Annotated in this window: 15 protein-coding genes; 9 read left to right on the top strand and 6 right to left on the bottom strand. The window is 71.6% G+C overall.

From position 1 onward, the window contains the following. Positions 1-24 precede the first annotated feature (24 nt). The 3 genes from ET526_RS05445 to ET526_RS05435 are packed head-to-tail and all read right to left on the bottom strand — an operon-like array spanning position 25 to position 1849. A complete protein-coding gene (locus tag ET526_RS05445; RefSeq protein ID WP_135466668.1) occupies positions 25-465 on the bottom strand; it encodes a PTS sugar transporter subunit IIA in 441 nt (146 codons plus the stop codon). Further along, positions 462-1388: an RNase adapter RapZ gene (rapZ, locus tag ET526_RS05440; RefSeq protein WP_135466667.1), complete on the bottom strand. Its 927-nt coding sequence runs from the start codon at positions 1386-1388 to the stop codon at positions 462-464. The genes ET526_RS05445 and rapZ overlap by 4 nt, the downstream gene beginning before the upstream one ends. Further along, the gene (locus tag ET526_RS05435) at positions 1385-1849 is read right to left on the bottom strand and encodes an HPr kinase/phosphorylase (RefSeq protein WP_135466666.1); all 465 of its coding nucleotides are present in this window, start codon (positions 1847-1849) and stop codon (positions 1385-1387) included. The genes rapZ and ET526_RS05435 overlap by 4 nt, the downstream gene beginning before the upstream one ends. A gap of 144 nt (positions 1850-1993) precedes the next feature. Here ET526_RS05435 and ET526_RS05430 point away from each other — a divergent pair, with 144 nt between their 5' ends. Further along, complete coding sequence (locus ET526_RS05430) at positions 1994-2929, top strand: threonine/serine dehydratase (RefSeq protein ID WP_135466665.1); 936 nt, start codon at positions 1994-1996, stop codon at positions 2927-2929. 55 nt (positions 2930-2984) lie between these two features. Here the strand turns inward: ET526_RS05430 and ET526_RS05425 are convergent, their stop codons facing one another. The 3 genes from ET526_RS05425 to ahcY all read right to left on the bottom strand — a co-directional run bounded on the left by ET526_RS05425 (position 2985) and on the right by ahcY (position 6507). Next, positions 2985-3788, bottom strand: coding sequence for an undecaprenyl-diphosphate phosphatase (locus tag ET526_RS05425; RefSeq protein ID WP_135466664.1), 804 nt, complete (start codon positions 3786-3788; stop codon positions 2985-2987). A 132-nt stretch (positions 3789-3920) separates the two neighbouring features. Next, positions 3921-5012 carry a TRAP transporter substrate-binding protein gene (locus tag ET526_RS05420; RefSeq protein ID WP_135466663.1) on the bottom strand — a complete coding sequence of 364 codons (1092 nt, stop codon included), beginning with the start codon at positions 5010-5012 and terminating at the stop codon, positions 3921-3923. Positions 5013-5103: 91 nt separating this feature from the next. Next, positions 5104-6507: an adenosylhomocysteinase gene (ahcY, locus tag ET526_RS05415; protein WP_135466662.1), complete on the bottom strand. Its 1404-nt coding sequence runs from the start codon at positions 6505-6507 to the stop codon at positions 5104-5106. Positions 6508-6663: 156 nt separating this feature from the next. Between ahcY and zapE the strand changes: the two genes are divergently transcribed. The 8 genes from zapE to ET526_RS05375 all read left to right on the top strand — a co-directional run bounded on the left by zapE (position 6664) and on the right by ET526_RS05375 (position 16192). After that, positions 6664-7845: a cell division protein ZapE gene (gene zapE / locus ET526_RS05410; protein WP_135466661.1), complete on the top strand. Its 1182-nt coding sequence runs from the start codon at positions 6664-6666 to the stop codon at positions 7843-7845. 89 nt (positions 7846-7934) lie between these two features. Then, entirely contained in the window at positions 7935-8300 is a 366-nt protein-coding gene (locus tag ET526_RS05405; RefSeq protein WP_135466660.1) for a hypothetical protein, read from the top strand. Between the two features lie 123 nt (positions 8301-8423). Further along, positions 8424-9377: a malate dehydrogenase gene (mdh, locus tag ET526_RS05400; RefSeq protein ID WP_135466659.1), complete on the top strand. Its 954-nt coding sequence runs from the start codon at positions 8424-8426 to the stop codon at positions 9375-9377. Between the two features lie 119 nt (positions 9378-9496). Further along, on the top strand, positions 9497-10693 hold the full coding sequence (gene sucC, locus ET526_RS05395; protein ID WP_135466658.1) for an ADP-forming succinate--CoA ligase subunit beta: 1197 nt from the start codon (positions 9497-9499) through the stop codon (positions 10691-10693). Positions 10694-10695: 2 nt separating this feature from the next. After that, positions 10696-11580 carry a succinate--CoA ligase subunit alpha gene (gene sucD, locus ET526_RS05390; RefSeq protein WP_135466657.1) on the top strand — a complete coding sequence of 295 codons (885 nt, stop codon included), beginning with the start codon at positions 10696-10698 and terminating at the stop codon, positions 11578-11580. 179 nt (positions 11581-11759) lie between these two features. Further along, on the top strand, positions 11760-14618 hold the full coding sequence (locus ET526_RS05385; protein WP_135466656.1) for a 2-oxoglutarate dehydrogenase E1 component: 2859 nt from the start codon (positions 11760-11762) through the stop codon (positions 14616-14618). Positions 14619-14639: 21 nt separating this feature from the next. Next, entirely contained in the window at positions 14640-15872 is a 1233-nt protein-coding gene (gene odhB / locus ET526_RS05380; RefSeq protein ID WP_135466655.1) for a 2-oxoglutarate dehydrogenase complex dihydrolipoyllysine-residue succinyltransferase, read from the top strand. 134 nt (positions 15873-16006) lie between these two features. Further along, entirely contained in the window at positions 16007-16192 is a 186-nt protein-coding gene (locus tag ET526_RS05375; RefSeq protein ID WP_135466654.1) for a hypothetical protein, read from the top strand. Positions 16193-16284: the final 92 nt, after the last annotated feature.

Here is a 16284-nt window from a genome sequence, read left to right as displayed (position 1 = left end):
GCACCGTCTGGCTTCCCGCTCCGCTCACGGCTTGTCCTCCCCATTGGCCCGGCCGTTCACCCGGGCGGGCATGTTCGGCATGTCGCCGGTGGCGGCGATGTACTTGCGCCCGGCGGCGGCGGCGTGGCCCACCGCCTCCGCCAGCCGCTCCGTGCCGCGGATCTTCGCCAGCTTGACCAGCAGGGGCAGGTTCACACCCGCGATCACGTCCACATGCGTCCGGTCGGCGAGGGAGACGGCGAGGTTGCAGGGGGTGCCGCCGAGGATGTCGGTCAGCACCACCACCCCGTCCCCCTGGTCCACGGCGGCGATGCACTCCTTAATGTCCTGCCGCCGACGCTCCATGTCGTCGTCGGGGCCGATGCAGACGGTGGCCACGGCGCGCTGCGGCCCCACCACATGCTCCATGGCGGACCGGAGTTCCTCGGCCAGCCGGCCGTGGGTCACCAGAACAAGACCGATCATGGGGTGCGTGTCAGGGCCTCCCGACCCTCGGGCTGGACGCTTCGCTCCGGCGCGGCGTCCCGCCCGACGCCGGCATCCCTGTGGGCCACCTCGGCCCGCCAGCCTAGGCCACGAAAATGGTCCGCCAGGCGCTCCGCCACAAGGACCGACCGGTGCCGCCCCCCGGTGCAGCCGATGGCGACCGTCAGGTACTTCTTGCCCTCGGCGGCATAGCGCGGCAAGAGCGGATCCAGGAAGCCGGTGAGGCGCTGCCAGAAGCCGGGGAAGTCCGGATCGGCCTCGATATGCGCCGCCACCGCGGGGTGCCGGCCGGTGAGCGGCCGCAGCTCCTCCACATAGTGCGGGTTGCGCAGGAAGCGGAGGTCGAAGACCAGGTCGGCTTCCCGCGGCAGGCCCTTGGGGAAGGCGAAGGACTGCAGCAGGATCGAGAGGCCGGGGCCGCCCTCCAGGGCGAAGCGGGCCTCGATCAGCCGGCGCAGCTCCGGCAGCGGCAGGTCGGAGGTATCCACCACCAGCTCGGCCGCGTCGCGCAGCGGTTCGAGCAAGGCCCGCTCCCGCGCGATGCCGTCCGCCACCCGGCTGCCGAGCGAGCCACCGGGGGCGAGGGGGTGGCGGCGCCGCGTCTCGGTGTAGCGGCGGAGCAGCACGCCCTCCTCGGCCGTGACATAGACGAGGGTGACGGCGACATCGCGGCGGGCGCGCAGCCGCACCAGCATCGCCAGCGCCTCGGCGGCGCCGAAGCCGCGGGTACGGGTGTCGATGCCGGCGGCGAGCGGCCCCTCCCCGTCCCCGACCAGTTCCTCCAGCACCTTGAGGGGGGGGTTGTCCACCGTCTCGTAGCCGAGATCCTCGAGCACCCGCAGCACCGAGGCCTTGCCGGCCCCCGACAGGCCGGTGACGAGCACGAGCGGGCGGCGGGTCATGCCCCCTCCTCCGCGGTGAAGGCGCCGGCGCGCTGCCGCAGCCGTCCCGTCGCCGCGCCGAGGGCGAAGGCGATGCGCGCAGGCGCGGAGGCGTCGAGGCCATGCAGCGCCACCGCCGGCACGGCGATGCCTGCCGCCCGCCAAGTGGCGGGTTCGGGCAGGCGCGGTACCCCCTCCCGCGGCGCGAGGTGCACGGCGAGCCGCAGCGCCGGCGCGGGCTCGGCCACCGGCAGGCTGCGGAAGATGCCGAGGCCACGCACCTCGAGCATCCCGGCCAGGGCCGGCGGCGCCGAGGCGAGCAGACCTCCCTCCTCCACCCTCAATGCCACCTGATCGTCCGCCACCAGCCGCCAGCCCTCATGGATCAGGCGCAACGCGAGATCGGACTTGCCGCTCCCGGACGGACCGAGGAGCAGCACGGCATCGCCCCCGAGGGCCACGCAGCTTCCATGCACCAGCATCCCTGCCGCATCCCGGAGTGGCGCACCATTGCAGAAAGGCGGCACGCCGGAAAGGGACCGGAGGTTGCCTCGCCCCCCGGCCGATCCACCGTGGCGGCAGAGGCCGGTTGCGGGGCGCCAGGGCCGGTGCCAAGGTCCGCGCCCATGCGCCCGCCCGACCGAGAGGCCATCGCCGCCGCCGCCGCCCGCATCGCCCCGCATATCCGCCGCACGCCGCTGCTGCGCCTGCCGGCCGGGGCGCTCAGCCCCGGCCACTCGCTGACGCTGAAGCTCGAACTGCTGCAGGCCAGCGGCAGCTTCAAGCCGCGCGGCGCCTTCAACCGCATGCTCTCCTCGCCCCCCCCGCCCGCCGGCGTGGTCGCCGCCTCGGGCGGCAATCACGGGGCGGCGGTGGCCTATGCGGCGTGCGCCCTCGGCGTGCCGGCGGAGATCTTCGTCCCCGAACTCACCGGCCCCGCCAAGCGCGCCCGCATCGAGGGCTATGGCGCGCGGCTGCGGGTGGCCGGGGCCGCCTATGACGAGGCGCGGGCGGAGAGCGAACGCCGCGCGGCGGAGACCGGCGCGCTGCTGGTGCATGCCTACGACCAGGCGGAGGTGCTGGCGGGCCAGGGCACGGTGGCGAGGGAGTGGCAGGAGCAGGCGCCGGAGCTGACGCATCTGCTGGTGGCGACCGGCGGCGGCGGGCTGATCGGCGGCATCGCCGCCTGGCATGCCGGCGGCGATGTGCGGGTGATCAGCGTGGAGCCCGAAGCCTGCCCGACCCTTGCCGCCGCGCTGCAGGCAGGCCGGCCGGTGCCGGTGCCGGTCGGCGGCCTCGCCGCGGACAGCCTGGGGGCCCGCCAGGTGGGCGGGCTGATGTTCCCGCTGGCGCAGCGCCATGTCGCGGAAGCGGTGCTGGTGCCGGACGCGGCGATCCGCGAGGCGCAGCGCCGGCTGTGGGAGGCGTGCCGCATCCTCGCCGAGCCCGGCGGGGCGACGGCGCTGGCGGCGCTGCTGAGCGGCCGCTGGCAGGCGCCCGCCGGGGCGCGGGTGGGGGTGCTGGTCTGCGGCGGCAATTGCGATCCGGCGAGCCTCGCCTGAAGCGCCCGCCCATGCCCGCGGCCGCCTTCGCCCGCTCGCGCGGCCGCCGGCCGCGTCAGCCGAAGCTCAGCCAGAGCAGCATCACCGTCCCGATGCCGATACGGTACCAGCCGAACGGGGTGAAGCCGAGCCGCGCGATCACCTCGAGGCCGACGCGCACCGTCACCAGCGCCACCGCGAAGGCGGTCACGAAGCCGACCGCGATCTGCCCCATGGCCGAGAAGTCGAGCGCGTCCCGCGCCATCCACAGGCTGTAGACCGTGGCCGCCAGCATGGTCGGGATCGCGAGGACGAAGCTGAACTCGGCCGCCGTGCGGCGCTCCACGCCGAGCAGCAGCGCGGCGATGATGGTGGCGGCGGAGCGGGAGGTGCCGGGGATCATCGCCAGCACCTGGCCGAAACCGATCAGCAGCGCCGCCAGGGGGCCGATCTCGGGCACCGAGCGGATGCTGGGCCGCCGGCGGGCCCGCTCGATGCCGATGATGGCGATGCCGCCGACGATGAGGGCCATGGACACGACCCAGGGGTTGAACAGCGCCGTGGTGATCGGTTTGTACAGCGTGGCGCCGATCACCAGCGCTGGCAGGAAGGCCAGCGTCAGATTCACGGCGTAGTAGCGCGCCGGCCCCGGCCGCCACATGCCGAGGGCGATCTGCCACAGCATGCGGTGGTAGATCAGCACCACCGCCAGGATGGCGCCGAGCTGGATCGAGATCTCGAAGGCCTTCCCCGGCGGTCCCTCGAAGCCGATGAGTTCCCCGAGCAGGATCAGGTGCCCGGTGGAGGAGACGGGAAGGAACTCGGTCAGCCCCTCCACCACCCCCATCAGGAAGGCGGAGAGCAGCGCGGCAGACTCCATGTGGCGAGGAACCCCTTGGCGGATCGCGGGGGCATAGCCGAAAGCCGCGCAAGGCGACATGAAGGCGAGGTTAAAATCTGTGTCGTGGGCCCGGGGCGGGCGGGAAGGGATCCCTGCCCGCCCCGTTCCGGCTCAGCGCTGCTGCTGCTGCGCCGCCGCCACGAAGGCGAAGTTGTCGAAGCTGTTCTCCGCCACGCGGAACCACTGGTACAGCTCGTCCCGGTAGGCGCGGTAGGAGGTCCAGATGCGGCGGAAGCGCTCGTTGCGGGCGGAGAGGTCCTCGTAGAGGCCGTTGGTCTCCCGCCAGGCGGCCTGCATGATGTCCCGCGGCCAGAAGCGGAGCTGGGCGCCGGCGGCGACCAGGCGGCGCAGCGCCTGCGGGTTCAGGTGGTCGTAGCGGGCCACCATCTCGGCATTGGCCTCGCCGCAGGCGACCTCCACCGCCTCCCTGTAGGTCTGCGGCAGGGCGTCCCAGGCCCGCTGGTTGGCCATGAAGTGCAGTCGCGCCCCCGCCTCCCAGAAGCCGGGGGCGTAGTAGTTGCGGGCGACGCGCACGAAGCCGAGCTTCTCGTCGTCGTAGGGACCGACGAACTCCACCGCGTCCAGCGTGCCCCGCTCGAGGGCGGGGTAGATGTCCCCGGCGGCGATCACCGTCGGCACCGCGCCGAGGCGCTGGAACACCTGCCCCGCCAGGCCGGCGATGCGGAATTTCAGCCCGTTCAGCTCCTGCAGCGAGCGGATCTCGCCGCGGAACCAGCCGCCCATCTGCGCGCCGGTATCGCCGGCCGGGACGGCGTGGATGTTGTAGTCTCGGAACAGCTCTGCCCCGAGCTGGTTGCCCCCGCCCTGGGTCAGCCAGGCGGTCAGCATGCGCGTGTTCAGCCCGAAGGGCACGGCGGTGAAGAAGGCGAAGCTCGGATCCTTGCCGATGTAGTAGTAGGCGGCGGTGTGGCCTGCCTCCAGCGTGCCCGCCTGCACCGCGTCCAGCACCTGCAGCCCGGGCACGATCTCGCCCGCGGGAAAGACCTGGATGCGGAAGCGCCCCTCGGTCAGGGCCGCCACCCGTGCCGCGATGCGCTCCCCGGTGCCGTAGAGCACGTCGAGCGAGCGGGGGAAGGAGGAGGAGAGGCGCCAGCGCACCTCCGGCATGGTCTGGGCGATGGCGGGGGCGGCGAGGGCGACGGGCGCCGCCGCTGCGGTGCCGAGCAGGGCACGACGGTTCATGGCGAATCCTCCGCGAGGGGTTCGGCCATGTAATGCCGTCCGGAGACGGAAGGAAGTCCGGAAAGGGGGGCGGCGCCCCCTCCCCGCCGCCTCAGTAGCGGTAGTGGTCCGGCTTGAACGGCCCCTCCGGCGGCACGCCGATATAGGCCGCCTGCTCGGGGCGCAGCCGCGTCAGGGTGGCGCCCACCTTCTCGAGGTGCAGCGCCGCCACCTTCTCGTCGAGGTGCTTGGGCAGGGTGTAGACCCTGCGCTCGTACTTGCCCGGATTGGTCCAGAGCTCGATCTGCGCCAGCGTCTGGTTGGTGAAGCTCGCGGACATGACGAAGCTCGGGTGGCCGGTGGCGTTGCCGAGGTTCACGAGCCGCCCCTCGGAGAGCAGGATGATGCGCTTGCCGTCGGGGAACTCGATCTCGTCCACCTGCGGCTTCACGTTGTGCCACTTGTAGTTGCGCAGCGCCGCCACCTGGATCTCGGAGTCGAAGTGGCCGATGTTGCAGACGATGGCGCGGTGCTTCATCCGCCGCATGTGCTCGACGGTGATGACGTCCACATTGCCGGTGGCGGTGACGAAGATGTCGGCGACGGGCGCCGCCTGCTCCATCGTCACCACCTGGTAGCCCTCCATCGCCGCCTGCAGGGCGCAGATCGGGTCCACCTCGCTCACCATCACGCGGCAGCCGGCGTTGCGCAGGCTGGCGGCGCTGCCCTTGCCGACATCGCCGAAGCCGCAGACCATGGCGACCTTGCCGGCCATCATCACGTCGGTGCCGCGGCGGATGCCGTCCACCAGCGATTCGCGGCAGCCGTAGAGGTTGTCGAATTTCGACTTGGTGACGCTGTCGTTGACGTTGATGGCGGGAAAGAGCAGGCGGCCCTCCTTCGCCATGACGTAGAGGCGGTGCACGCCCGTCGTCGTCTCCTCGGAGACGCCGCGGATCGCCCCGGCCAGCCGCCCGAACCAGCCCGGCTTCGCCTTCAGCGTGTCCTTGATGAGGGCGAAGAAGACCTCCTCCTCCTCGTTGGAGGCGCGGTCGAGGAAGGCGGTGTCGCCCTGCTCGGCGCGCACGCCGTGGTGGACGAGGAGCGTCATGTCCCCGCCGTCGTCGAGGATCATGTTCGGCTCGCCGCCGTCGCCCCATTCCAGGGTGCGGCGCACGTACTCCCAGTATTCCTGCAGGGTCTCGCCCTTCACCGCGAAGACCGGCGTGCCGGCGGCGGCGATGGCGGCGGCGGCGTGGTCCTGGGTGGAGAAGATGTTGCAGGAGGACCAGCGGACATCGGCGCCGAGATGCTTCAGCGTCTCGATCAGCACCGCGGTCTGGATGGTCATGTGCAGGCAGCCGGCGATGCGCGCGCCCCTGAGCGGCTGGGCGGGGCCGTATTCGCGGCGCACCGCCATCAGGCCGGGCATCTCGTCCTCGGCGATGGCGATCTCCTTCCGGCCCCACTCGGCCAGGGAGAGGTCCTTCACCTTGTATTCGCTCGCAACGGGCATCGCGCTCCTGGTCCCTGGCGGCATTCCGCGCCCGCCTAGCACGCGGCGGGCCGGGAGGCCAGAGCGGTCGAACGAAGCATAAGCATGTCTTTATGCCCTGCCCGGCCGGGAGGGCGAGTTTACCGCAGGGGCGCAACGGGCTATCCCGCCCGACCGATGCACGCTCCGCTCTCCGCGCCACCCGCCGCCGGGCCCACGCCGGCCGAGGGGCCGCTCCACGCCTACCGCGCGCGCGTCGCCGCCGGCGCGCTGCGCCACGATCAGGCCCAGGCCCTGGCGGCGGAGCGGCTGCAGGACCTCTGGCGGCGGCTGCGTGGCTACGACCCGCGGCCGGAGGCGCCGGAGGCGCCGACCGGCTTCCTCGCCCGCTTCTTCCGCCGCAAGCCGGTGGAGGAGGCGCCGGCCGAGGCGCCGCAGGGCCTCTACCTGGTCGGCGAGGTCGGGCGCGGCAAGTCCATGCTGATGGACCTGTTCTTCGACTGCGCCGAGGTCGCGCGCAAGCGCCGGATCCACTTCCACCAGTTCATGCAGCAGTGCCACCGGCGCATCCATGCCTGGAAGAAGGCGCACCCGGCCGAGGCCGACCCGATTCCCCCCCTCGCCGAGTCGATCGCCGCCGAGGCGGCGCTGCTCTGCTTCGACGAGTTCCAGGTCCACGACATCACCGACGCCATGATCCTCGGCCGCCTGTTCGAGGCGCTGTTCGCCCGCGGCGTGGTGGTGGTCGCGACCAGCAACACCCTGCCCGACGACCTGTTCAAGGGAAGGCCGGGGCGCGACGCCTTCCTGCCCTTCATCGCGCTGATCAAGAAGCGCCTCGAGGTGCTGGTTCTGGAAGCGGAGCGCGACTACCGGCGCGACCGCATCCGCGGCATGCCGACCTGGCACTGCCCGGCCGACGCGCGGGCCGAGCAGGCGCTGGACCGCGCCTTCCTGGAGCTGAGCGGCGAGCCGCACGGCAGGCCGGCGCGCCTCGCCGTGCTCGGCCGCTGGCTCGAGATTCCGCAGGCGGCGCGCGGCGTGGCGCGGGCGGATTTCGAGACGCTGTGCGGCCGCCCCCTCGGCCCCGCCGACTACCTGGCGCTCGCCACGCATTTCCACACCCTGGTGCTGGATGGGATTCCCCGCCTGGGCCCCGAGAATTTCGACAGGGCCCGCCGCTTCATCACCCTGGTGGACGCGCTCTACGAGCACCGCTGCAAGCTGGTCGCCTCCGCCGAGGCGGCGCCCGACCTGCTCTACGAGCGCGGCGAGAATGCGGCGATGTTCGAGCGCACGGCGAGCCGCCTCATGGAGATGCAGAGCCAGGACTACCTGGCGTTGCCACACCTGACCTGAAGGCCGCGCGGCACGTGGGGGCTGGCCAGCGCGGGCTGGGCTGCTGTAACACGGCGCAACACGCATCACGGAATCAAGGGGGATCCTGAATGCGCGCCTTCCCGCTCGCCTTGCTCGGACTTCTTCTCGCCGCCGGACCGGCCCTCGCCACCTCGGGCAAGGACGGCGCCGGCATCACCCGGGGCAAGGTCGCCGCGTCTTCGGCGCCGGCCCGCGCCGGCGCCGTGCCCAAGCCGGACCAGGCGCGGCGCGGCGTGAAGGAGCCCCGCTCCGCCACCCAGACGCAGCGCGCCGCCACCTGCGCGCGGGGGCGGGGCGCGTGCGGCGGACGCTCCTTCGACTGGACGGCGGGCCTGCCACCGGCCATGGGCGTGCAGATGGCCGGCTGCCCCGCCGGCACCATGGCGACCCTCGCCACCGGCCACAGCGACGTCGTGCGCTGCATGCCCTTCTGACGCGGGGTGTCGGGCGGCGGATCCGGGCGCGGAAGGGGGCCGCGCCGGGTGCGCCTTGCCGCCCCGGACGGGGCGGAGTAGGAAGCCGCCGCCCGTCCATTCCCCAGCGACAAAGGCAAGCCCATGGCCCGCAAGAAGATCGCGCTGATCGGCGCCGGCAACATCGGCGGCACGCTCGCCCACCTGATCGGGCTGAAGGAGCTCGGCGATGTCGTGCTGTTCGACGTCTTCGGCGGCGTCGCCGCGGGCAAGGCGCTCGACATCATGCAGTCGGGACCGGTGGAGGGGTTCGACGCCGACATGACCGGCGGCTCGGACTACGCCGCCATCGCGGGCGCGGACGTGGTGATCGTCACCGCCGGCTTTCCCCGCACCCCGGGGATGAGCCGAGACGACCTGCTGACCAAGAACGCCGGCGTCATCGCCCAGGTGGCGGAAGGCATCCGCACCCACTGCCCGGACGCCTTCGTCATCGTCATCACCAACCCGCTCGACGTGATGGTGTGGGTGATGCAGCAGAAATCCGGCCTGCCGCCGCACCGCGTGGTAGGCATGGCCGGGGTCCTGGACAGCGCCCGCTTCCGCCTGTTCCTGGCGCAGGAGTTCAAGGTCTCGGTCGAGGACGTCACCGCCTTCGTCCTCGGCGGCCATGGCGACACCATGGTGCCGCTGGTCCGCTACTCCACCGTGGCGGGCATCCCCGTGCCCGACCTGATCCGCATGGGCTGGACGACGCAGGAGCGCATCGACGCCATCGTCAACCGCACCGCGAATGGCGGCGGCGAGATCGTGAAGCTTCTGGAGAAGGGCAGCGCCTTCTACGCCCCGGCGGCCTCCGCCATCGCCATGGCCGAGAGCTACCTGAAGGACAAGAAGCGCGTCCTGCCCTGCGCCGTGCTGCTGAACGGCGAGTACGGCATGAAGGACCTCTATGTCGGCGTGCCGGTGGTGATCGGCGCCGGCGGCGTCGAGCGCATCGTCGAGGTGCAGTTCACGCCCGAGGAGAAGGCGGCCTTCGAGAAGTCCTGCGACTCCGTCAGGAAGCTGATCGAGGACTTCAAGAAGCTCGGCGTCTGAGCGGAACCGGCCGGGACCGGCGCCCCGGCCGTTTTCCTTATGGGGCGTTCCGGCTCCGGATCCGCTAGGCTGTCGGCCCGGCAGGGCTCCCAGGGCGGGCCGGTGCGAAGGGTGAACGGATGAACATCCACGAATACCAGGCGAAGGAGCTGCTGCGGCGCTACGGCGTCGCCGTGCTCGACGGACATGTCGCCTTCACGGCCAGGGAGGCGGCGGAAGTGGCCCGCACCCTGCCGGGGCCGGTCTATGTGGTGAAGGCGCAGATCCACGCCGGCGGGCGCGGCGCCGGCCGCTTCCGGGAGGATCCGGGCGGCAAGGGCGGCGTGCGCGTGGTGCGCAGCCTCGAGGAGGTGCGCGAGGCCGCCGCCGCGATGCTCGGCAAGACCCTGGTCACCAAGCAGACCGGGCCGGGTGGCAAGGTGGTGCAGCGCGTCTATGTCGAGGATGGCTGCGACATCGCCCGCGAGCTCTACCTCTCGCTGCTGGTGGACCGCGAGACCTCGCGCGTCACCGTCATCGCCTCCTCCGAGGGAGGGATGGAGATCGAGGAGGTGGCGGCGAGCCACCCCGAGAGGATCCTGCGCGCGGCGATCGACCCGGCCACCGGCATCTCCGGCTTCCACTGCCGCAAGCTCGGCTTCGGCCTCGGCCTGTCCGGCCCGCAGCTCCGAAGCTTCGAGAAATTCGTCACCGCCATGTACCGCGCCTTCGTCGAGCTCGACTGCGCGATCGTCGAGGTGAACCCGCTGGTGGTGACGAAGAAGGGCGACGTGGTCGCGCTCGACGCCAAGGTCTCCTTCGACGACAACGCGCTGTTCCGCCACAAGGAGCTGGAGGGGCTGCGCGACGAGGCGGAGATGGACCCGAAGGAGCTCGAGGCGGTGCGCCACGAGCTCAACTATGTCGCGCTCGACGGCGAGATCGGCTGCATGGTGAACGGCGCCGGCCTCGCCATGGCGACGATGGACATCATCAAGCTCTACGGCTCCTCCCCGGCCAATTTCCTCGACGTCGGCGGCACGGCGACGGCGGAGCGGGTGACCCAGGCCTTCCGCATCATCACCTCCGACCCCAACGTGAAGGCGATCCTGGTCAACATCTTCGGCGGCATCGCCAAGTGCGACATGATCGCGACCGGCATCGTGGAGGCGACCAAGACGCTGCACCTCAAGGTGCCGCTGGTGGTCCGCCTCGAGGGCACGAATGTCGAGCTCGGCAAGAAGATCCTGGCCGAGAGCGGCCTCGCCATCATTCCCGCCGACAACCTGGCCGACGCCGCCGAGAAGGTGGTGCGCGCGGTGAAGGAGGCCGCCTGAGCATGGCCATCCTGGTCAACGAGAACACGCGGGTGATGACCCAGGGCTTCACCGGCGCCCAGGGCACCTTCCACGCCGCGCAGGGCATCGCCTACGGCTCGAAATACGTGGGTGGGGTGACGCCGGGCAAGGGCGGCACCACGCATCCCGAGCTCAACCTGCCGGTGTTCGACACGGTGGCGGAGTGCCGGGAGAAGACCGGCGCCGACGCCTCGGTGATCTACGTTCCCGCCCCCTTCGCCGCGGACGCGATCCTGGAGGCGATCGACGCCGAGGTGCCGCTGATCGTCTGCATCACCGAAGGCATCCCGGTGCTCGACATGGTGCGGGTGAAGCGGGCGCTGGACGGCTCGCGCTCCCGGCTGGTCGGGCCGAACTGCCCGGGCGTGATCACCCCGGAGGCGTGCAAGATCGGCATCATGCCGGGGCACATCCACCGCCGCGGCTCGGTCGGCATCGTCTCCCGCTCGGGCACCCTGACCTACGAGGCGGTGGCGCAGACCACCGCGGCGGGGCTCGGCCAGTCCACCTGCGTCGGCATCGGCGGCGACCCGGTGAAGGGCATGGACTTCATCGAGGTGCTGGAGATGTTCCTGGCCGACGAGGAGACGAAGTCCATCATCATGATCGGCGAGATCGGCGGCCAGTCCGAGATCCAGGCCGCCGAGTTCCTGGCGCGGGAGAATCGGGGCCGCAAGCCGGTTGTGGGCTTCATCGCCGGCGCCACCGCCCCGCCCGGGCGGCGCATGGGCCATGCGGGGGCCGTGATCTCCGGCGGCCGGGACACGGCGGCGGCGAAGATGGAGGCGATGCGCGAGGCCGGCATCCACGTGGCGGACAGCCCGGCGGCGCTCGGCTCCACCATGGTGAGGGCGCTGAAGGGCTGAGGCTTCGGGGGGCGCGCCCCGAGGCGGTCCCCCCCGCACAGCGGGAGACTGCCGCAACCGCGCCACAGGCCCTATGTATGCCGCCGCCGGCCCGCTATGCAGGGCTGGCGCCAGCCGCGCGCCCAGCAGCGCAACAACCCGAGGACGCCGCCGGCCGTCGTGCCGGCCAGGAGAGACGCATGGCCGGAGTGGACATCCTCGCGACCGCGATGACAGGGGCGAACGCCGCCTTCCTCGCCGACCTCTACGCCCGATGGGTGGAGAAGCCGGACAGCGTGGACCCCTCCTTCGCCGAGCTCTTCGCGGCGCTGAACGACGACGCGCGGGCGGTGCTGACCGATGCCCTCGGCGCCTCCTGGGCTCCCCGCCCGCGTGGCGGCTTCGCGCCCGAGCCCGAGCCCCGCGGCAAGGCCGCGCCGGCGCCGGACGCCGAGGCCGCGCGGCGCCAGGTGCTCGACAGCCTGCGGGCGCTGATGCTGATCCGCAGCTACCGCGTGCGCGGCCACCTCGAGGCGCGGCTCGACCCGCTCGGCCTGCAGCAGCCGAAGCCGCATCCGGAGCTCGATCCGAAGACCTACGGCTTCACGGAAGCCGACATGGACCGGCCGATCTTCCTCGACATGGTGCTGGGGAAGGAGACGGCCACGCTGCGCGAGATCCTGGCGATCTGCCGCGCCAGCTACTGCGGCCCGATCGGCGTCGAGTTCATGCACATCCAGGATCCCGGCCAGAAGGACTGGATCCAGCGCCGCATGGAGGGCGCGCCATGGGTCGGCGCCTTCGGCCGCGACGAGAAGCGGACTATCCTGCAGCAGCTCACCGAGGCGGAGGGGTTCGAGGCGTTCTGCGCCCGCAAATTCGTCGGCACCAAGCGGTTCGGCCTGGAGGGGGGCGAGAGCACCATCCCCGCCCTCGAGGCGGTGATCGAGACGGCGGCGAAGGCGGGGGTGCGGGAGATCGCCATCGGCATGGCGCATCGCGGCCGGCTGAACGTGCTGGTCAACGTGATGCGCAAGCCCTTCGTGCAGGTGTTCTCCGAGTTCCACGGCGTGGCCGCGCATCCGAACGATGTGCAGGGCTCGGGCGACGTGAAGTACCACCTTGGCACCAGCACGGATGTCGAGATCGCGGGGCGGCTGGTGCACCTCTCCCTGCAGCCCAACCCCTCGCACCTCGAGGCGGTGGACCCGGTGGTGGTGGGCAAGGTGCGCGCGCGGCAGGACATGGCGGGCGACACCCGACAGCGCAGGTCGGTGATGGGCGTGCTGCTGCACGGCGACGCCGCCTTCGCCGGCCAGGGCGTGGTGTACGAGACGATGGCGATGAGCCAGCTCATCGGCTACCGCACCGGGGGCACGGTGCACATCGTCACCAACAACCAGATCGGCTTCACCACCGTGCCGGCGCACGCCTATTCCGGCCTCTACTGCACCGACATCGCCAAGGCGGTGCAGGCGCCGATCTGGCACGTGAACGGCGACGACCCGGAGGCGGTGGTCTTCGCCGCGCGCCTTGCCGCCGAGTTCCGGCAGGAATTCGCCACCGACGTGGTGCTGGACATCGTCTGCTACCGCCGCCACGGCCACAACGAGAGCGACGAGCCGGCCTTCACCCAGCCCATCATGTACAGCCGCATCCGCGAGATGAAGACCACGCGGACCCTCTATGCCGAGCGCCTGGCGCGGGAGGGCGCGGTGCCGGCCGAGGAGGCGAAGGCGATGCTCGACGCCTTCACCGCCACGCTGGAGGAGGCGCACCAGGCGGCGCAGAACTTCAAGCCGAACAAGGCCGACTGGCTGGAAGGGCACTGGAGCGGGCTCAGGGCCGTCGATTCCACCGGCGAGGTGGAACGTCTGCACGCCACCGCCGTGCCGCTGGAGACGCTGCGCGAGGTGGGCGCGGCGCTGGCCCGCGTGCCGGAGGGCTTCGCCGTCAACCCCAAGATCGCGCGCCAGCTCGAGGCGAAGCGCCAGGCGATCGAGGCCGGCGAGGGCATAGACTGGGCGACCGGCGAGGCGCTGGCCTTCGGCACGCTGCTGCTGGAGGGCCACCGCGTGCGCCTCTCCGGCGAGGACGTGCAGCGCGGCACCTTCAGCCAGCGCCACGCCGTGCTGGTGGACCAGCGGACCCAGGCGGAATACGTGCCGCTGAACAACATCCGCGAGGGTCAGAAGCGTTTCGAGGCGTTCAACTCCCTGCTCTCGGAATTCGGCGTGCTCGGCTTCGAGTACGGCTACTCCCTGGCCGACCCGCACACGCTGGTGCTGTGGGAGGCGCAGTTCGGGGACTTCGCGAACGGCGCGCAGGTGATCATAGACCAGTTCGTGGCCTCGGCCGAGACCAAGTGGCTGCGCATGTCCGGCCTCGTCATGCTGCTGCCGCACGGCTACGAGGGCCAGGGGCCGGAGCATTCCTCGGCGCGGCTGGAGCGCTACCTGCAGCTCTGCGCCGAGCGGAACATGCGGGTGTGCAACTTCACCACCCCGGCCAACTACTTCCACGGGCTGCGGCGACAGCTCAAGGCCAACTACCGCAAGCCCCTGGTGCTGATGACGCCGAAATCGCTGCTGCGCCACAAGCTCGCCGTGTCCTCGCTGGCCGAATTCGGCCCCGGCAGCGCCTTCCGCTACGTGATCCCGGAGGTGGACGCGATCGCGCCGGAGGAGAAGGTGCGGCGCGTGGTGCTCTGCACCGGCAAGGTCTATTACGACCTGCTGGCGGAACGGCGCGAACGCGGCATCGGGGACGTGGCGATCATCCGCGTCGAGCAGCTCTACCCCTTCCCGGCGAACAGCCTGGCCGGCGCCCTCGCCCCCTACCGCAACGCGGAGGTGGTGTGGTGCCAGGAGGAGCCCGAGAACATGGGCGCCTGGGGCTTCATGGACCGGCGGATCGAGAAGGTGCTCGCCGGCCTCGACATCAAGGCGAAGCGCCCGCTCTATGTGGGGCGGGAGGAGGCGGCGAGCCCGGCCACGGGCCTCGCCAAGGTTCACCAGCAGCAGCAGGAAGCATTGGTGCGGCAGGCGCTCGCGCCCTGACCGCAGGAAGGCGATAGGACGATGACGGAGATCCTCGTGCCCTCCCTGGGCGAGAGCGTGAGCAGCGCGACCGTGGCACGCTGGCTGAAGAAGGCCGGCGAGGCCGTGGCGGCGGACGAGCCGGTGGTCGAGCTCGAGACCGACAAGGTGACGGTGGAGGTGAACGCGCCCGCCGCCGGCGTCATCGAATCCATCGCCGCGGAGGAGGGGGCGGAGGTGACGCCGGGCGCCGTGCTCGGCAGCATCGCCGCCGGCGCCGCGGCCGCCCCGCCAAAGCCTGCGGCCGCGGCGCCGGCGCAGCCGAAGGTGGAGGAGAAGCGCGTGCCGGCCGGGCCGGTGGCGGTGCCGGGGGCGCACACGCCGGAACCCCTCCGGAGCGTCCCGCCGATGCCCGCCGCGGCGAAGCTGATGGAGGAGAACCGCCTCACCTCCGAGCAGATCGGCCCCGGCACCGGCAAGGACGGGCGCATCACCAAGGGCGACGTGCTGGCCTTCCTGCAGCGCCCGGCCGCCCCTGCCGCCCCGCCCGCGGCGAAGCCCGCCCGCGCGCTGGAGGAGGGCGAGGAGCGGGTGCGGATGACGCGCCTGCGCCTGACCATAGCGCGCCGCCTGAAGGAGGCGCAGAACACCGCCGCCATGCTCACCACCTTCAACGAGGTGGACATGGGCGCGGTGATGGCGCTGCGCAGCGAGTATCGCGACTCCTTCGAGAAGCGGCACGGCGTGCGCCTCGGCTTCATGTCCTTCTTCGTGAAGGCCTGCGTCGCCGCGCTGAAGGAATTCCCCGCCGTCAACGCCGAGATCGAGGGCGAGGACATTATCTACAAGAACTTCGTGCACATGGGCATCGCGGTCGGCGGCCCCTCCGGCCTGGTGGTGCCGGTGCTGCGCAATGCGGACCGCATGGGCTTCGCCGAGATCGAGAAGCGAATCGCTGATTTCGGCCGGCGCGCCCGCGACGGCGCGCTGAAGCTGGAGGAGCTTGCGGGCGGCAGCTTCACCATCACCAACGGCGGCATCTACGGCAGCCTGATGTCCACGCCGATCCTCAACCCGCCGCAATCCGGCATCCTCGGCATGCACAAGATCCAGGACCGCCCGATGGTGGTCGGCGGCAAGATCGAGGTGCGGCCGATGATGTATCTCGCCCTCTCCTACGACCACCGGATCGTGGACGGGAAGGAGGCGGTGAGCTTCCTGGTCCGCGTGAAGGAGGCGATCGAGGATCCGAGGCGGCTGATGCTGGAGGTGTGAGCGGTGCCGCGGGCTCCGCGCGGCTGGCCTGGCCGCCCGCGGCGCGGGGCCTTCATGGGGCTTGCGTCAGTCGCCGCGCTTCACCTCCTGGCCGCCATGGCCTCGCTGGGGACCGATCTGCTGACGGAGGCGTTTTGCTGTTCGTCGCCTGGGCCTGGCTGATCCGCGGCTGTCCCGCTGCCCTGCCGATCGGCTTGGTGCTGCTGCTGCCCTGGAGCTTCGGCATGCTGGTGCTGACCATGCCGCCCTTCTTCGGCGAACCGGGGATGGAGGAGGCGCTGCCCGGCCCGCCTGTCTTCCTCATGCTTGCCCTGGCCTGAGACCTTGCAGGCCTCGGTAGCCTGGGCACCATCGGCGACGACACACTGGCCCGCTGAACCGCCCCTTCTGCTAGACTGCGGAATCAGGCGCA

The organism is Crenalkalicoccus roseus (assembly GCF_004761865.1).
GTDB lineage: Bacteria > Pseudomonadota > Alphaproteobacteria > Acetobacterales > Acetobacteraceae > Crenalkalicoccus > Crenalkalicoccus roseus.
This window is presented reverse-complemented; position numbering and strand designations above follow the sequence as displayed.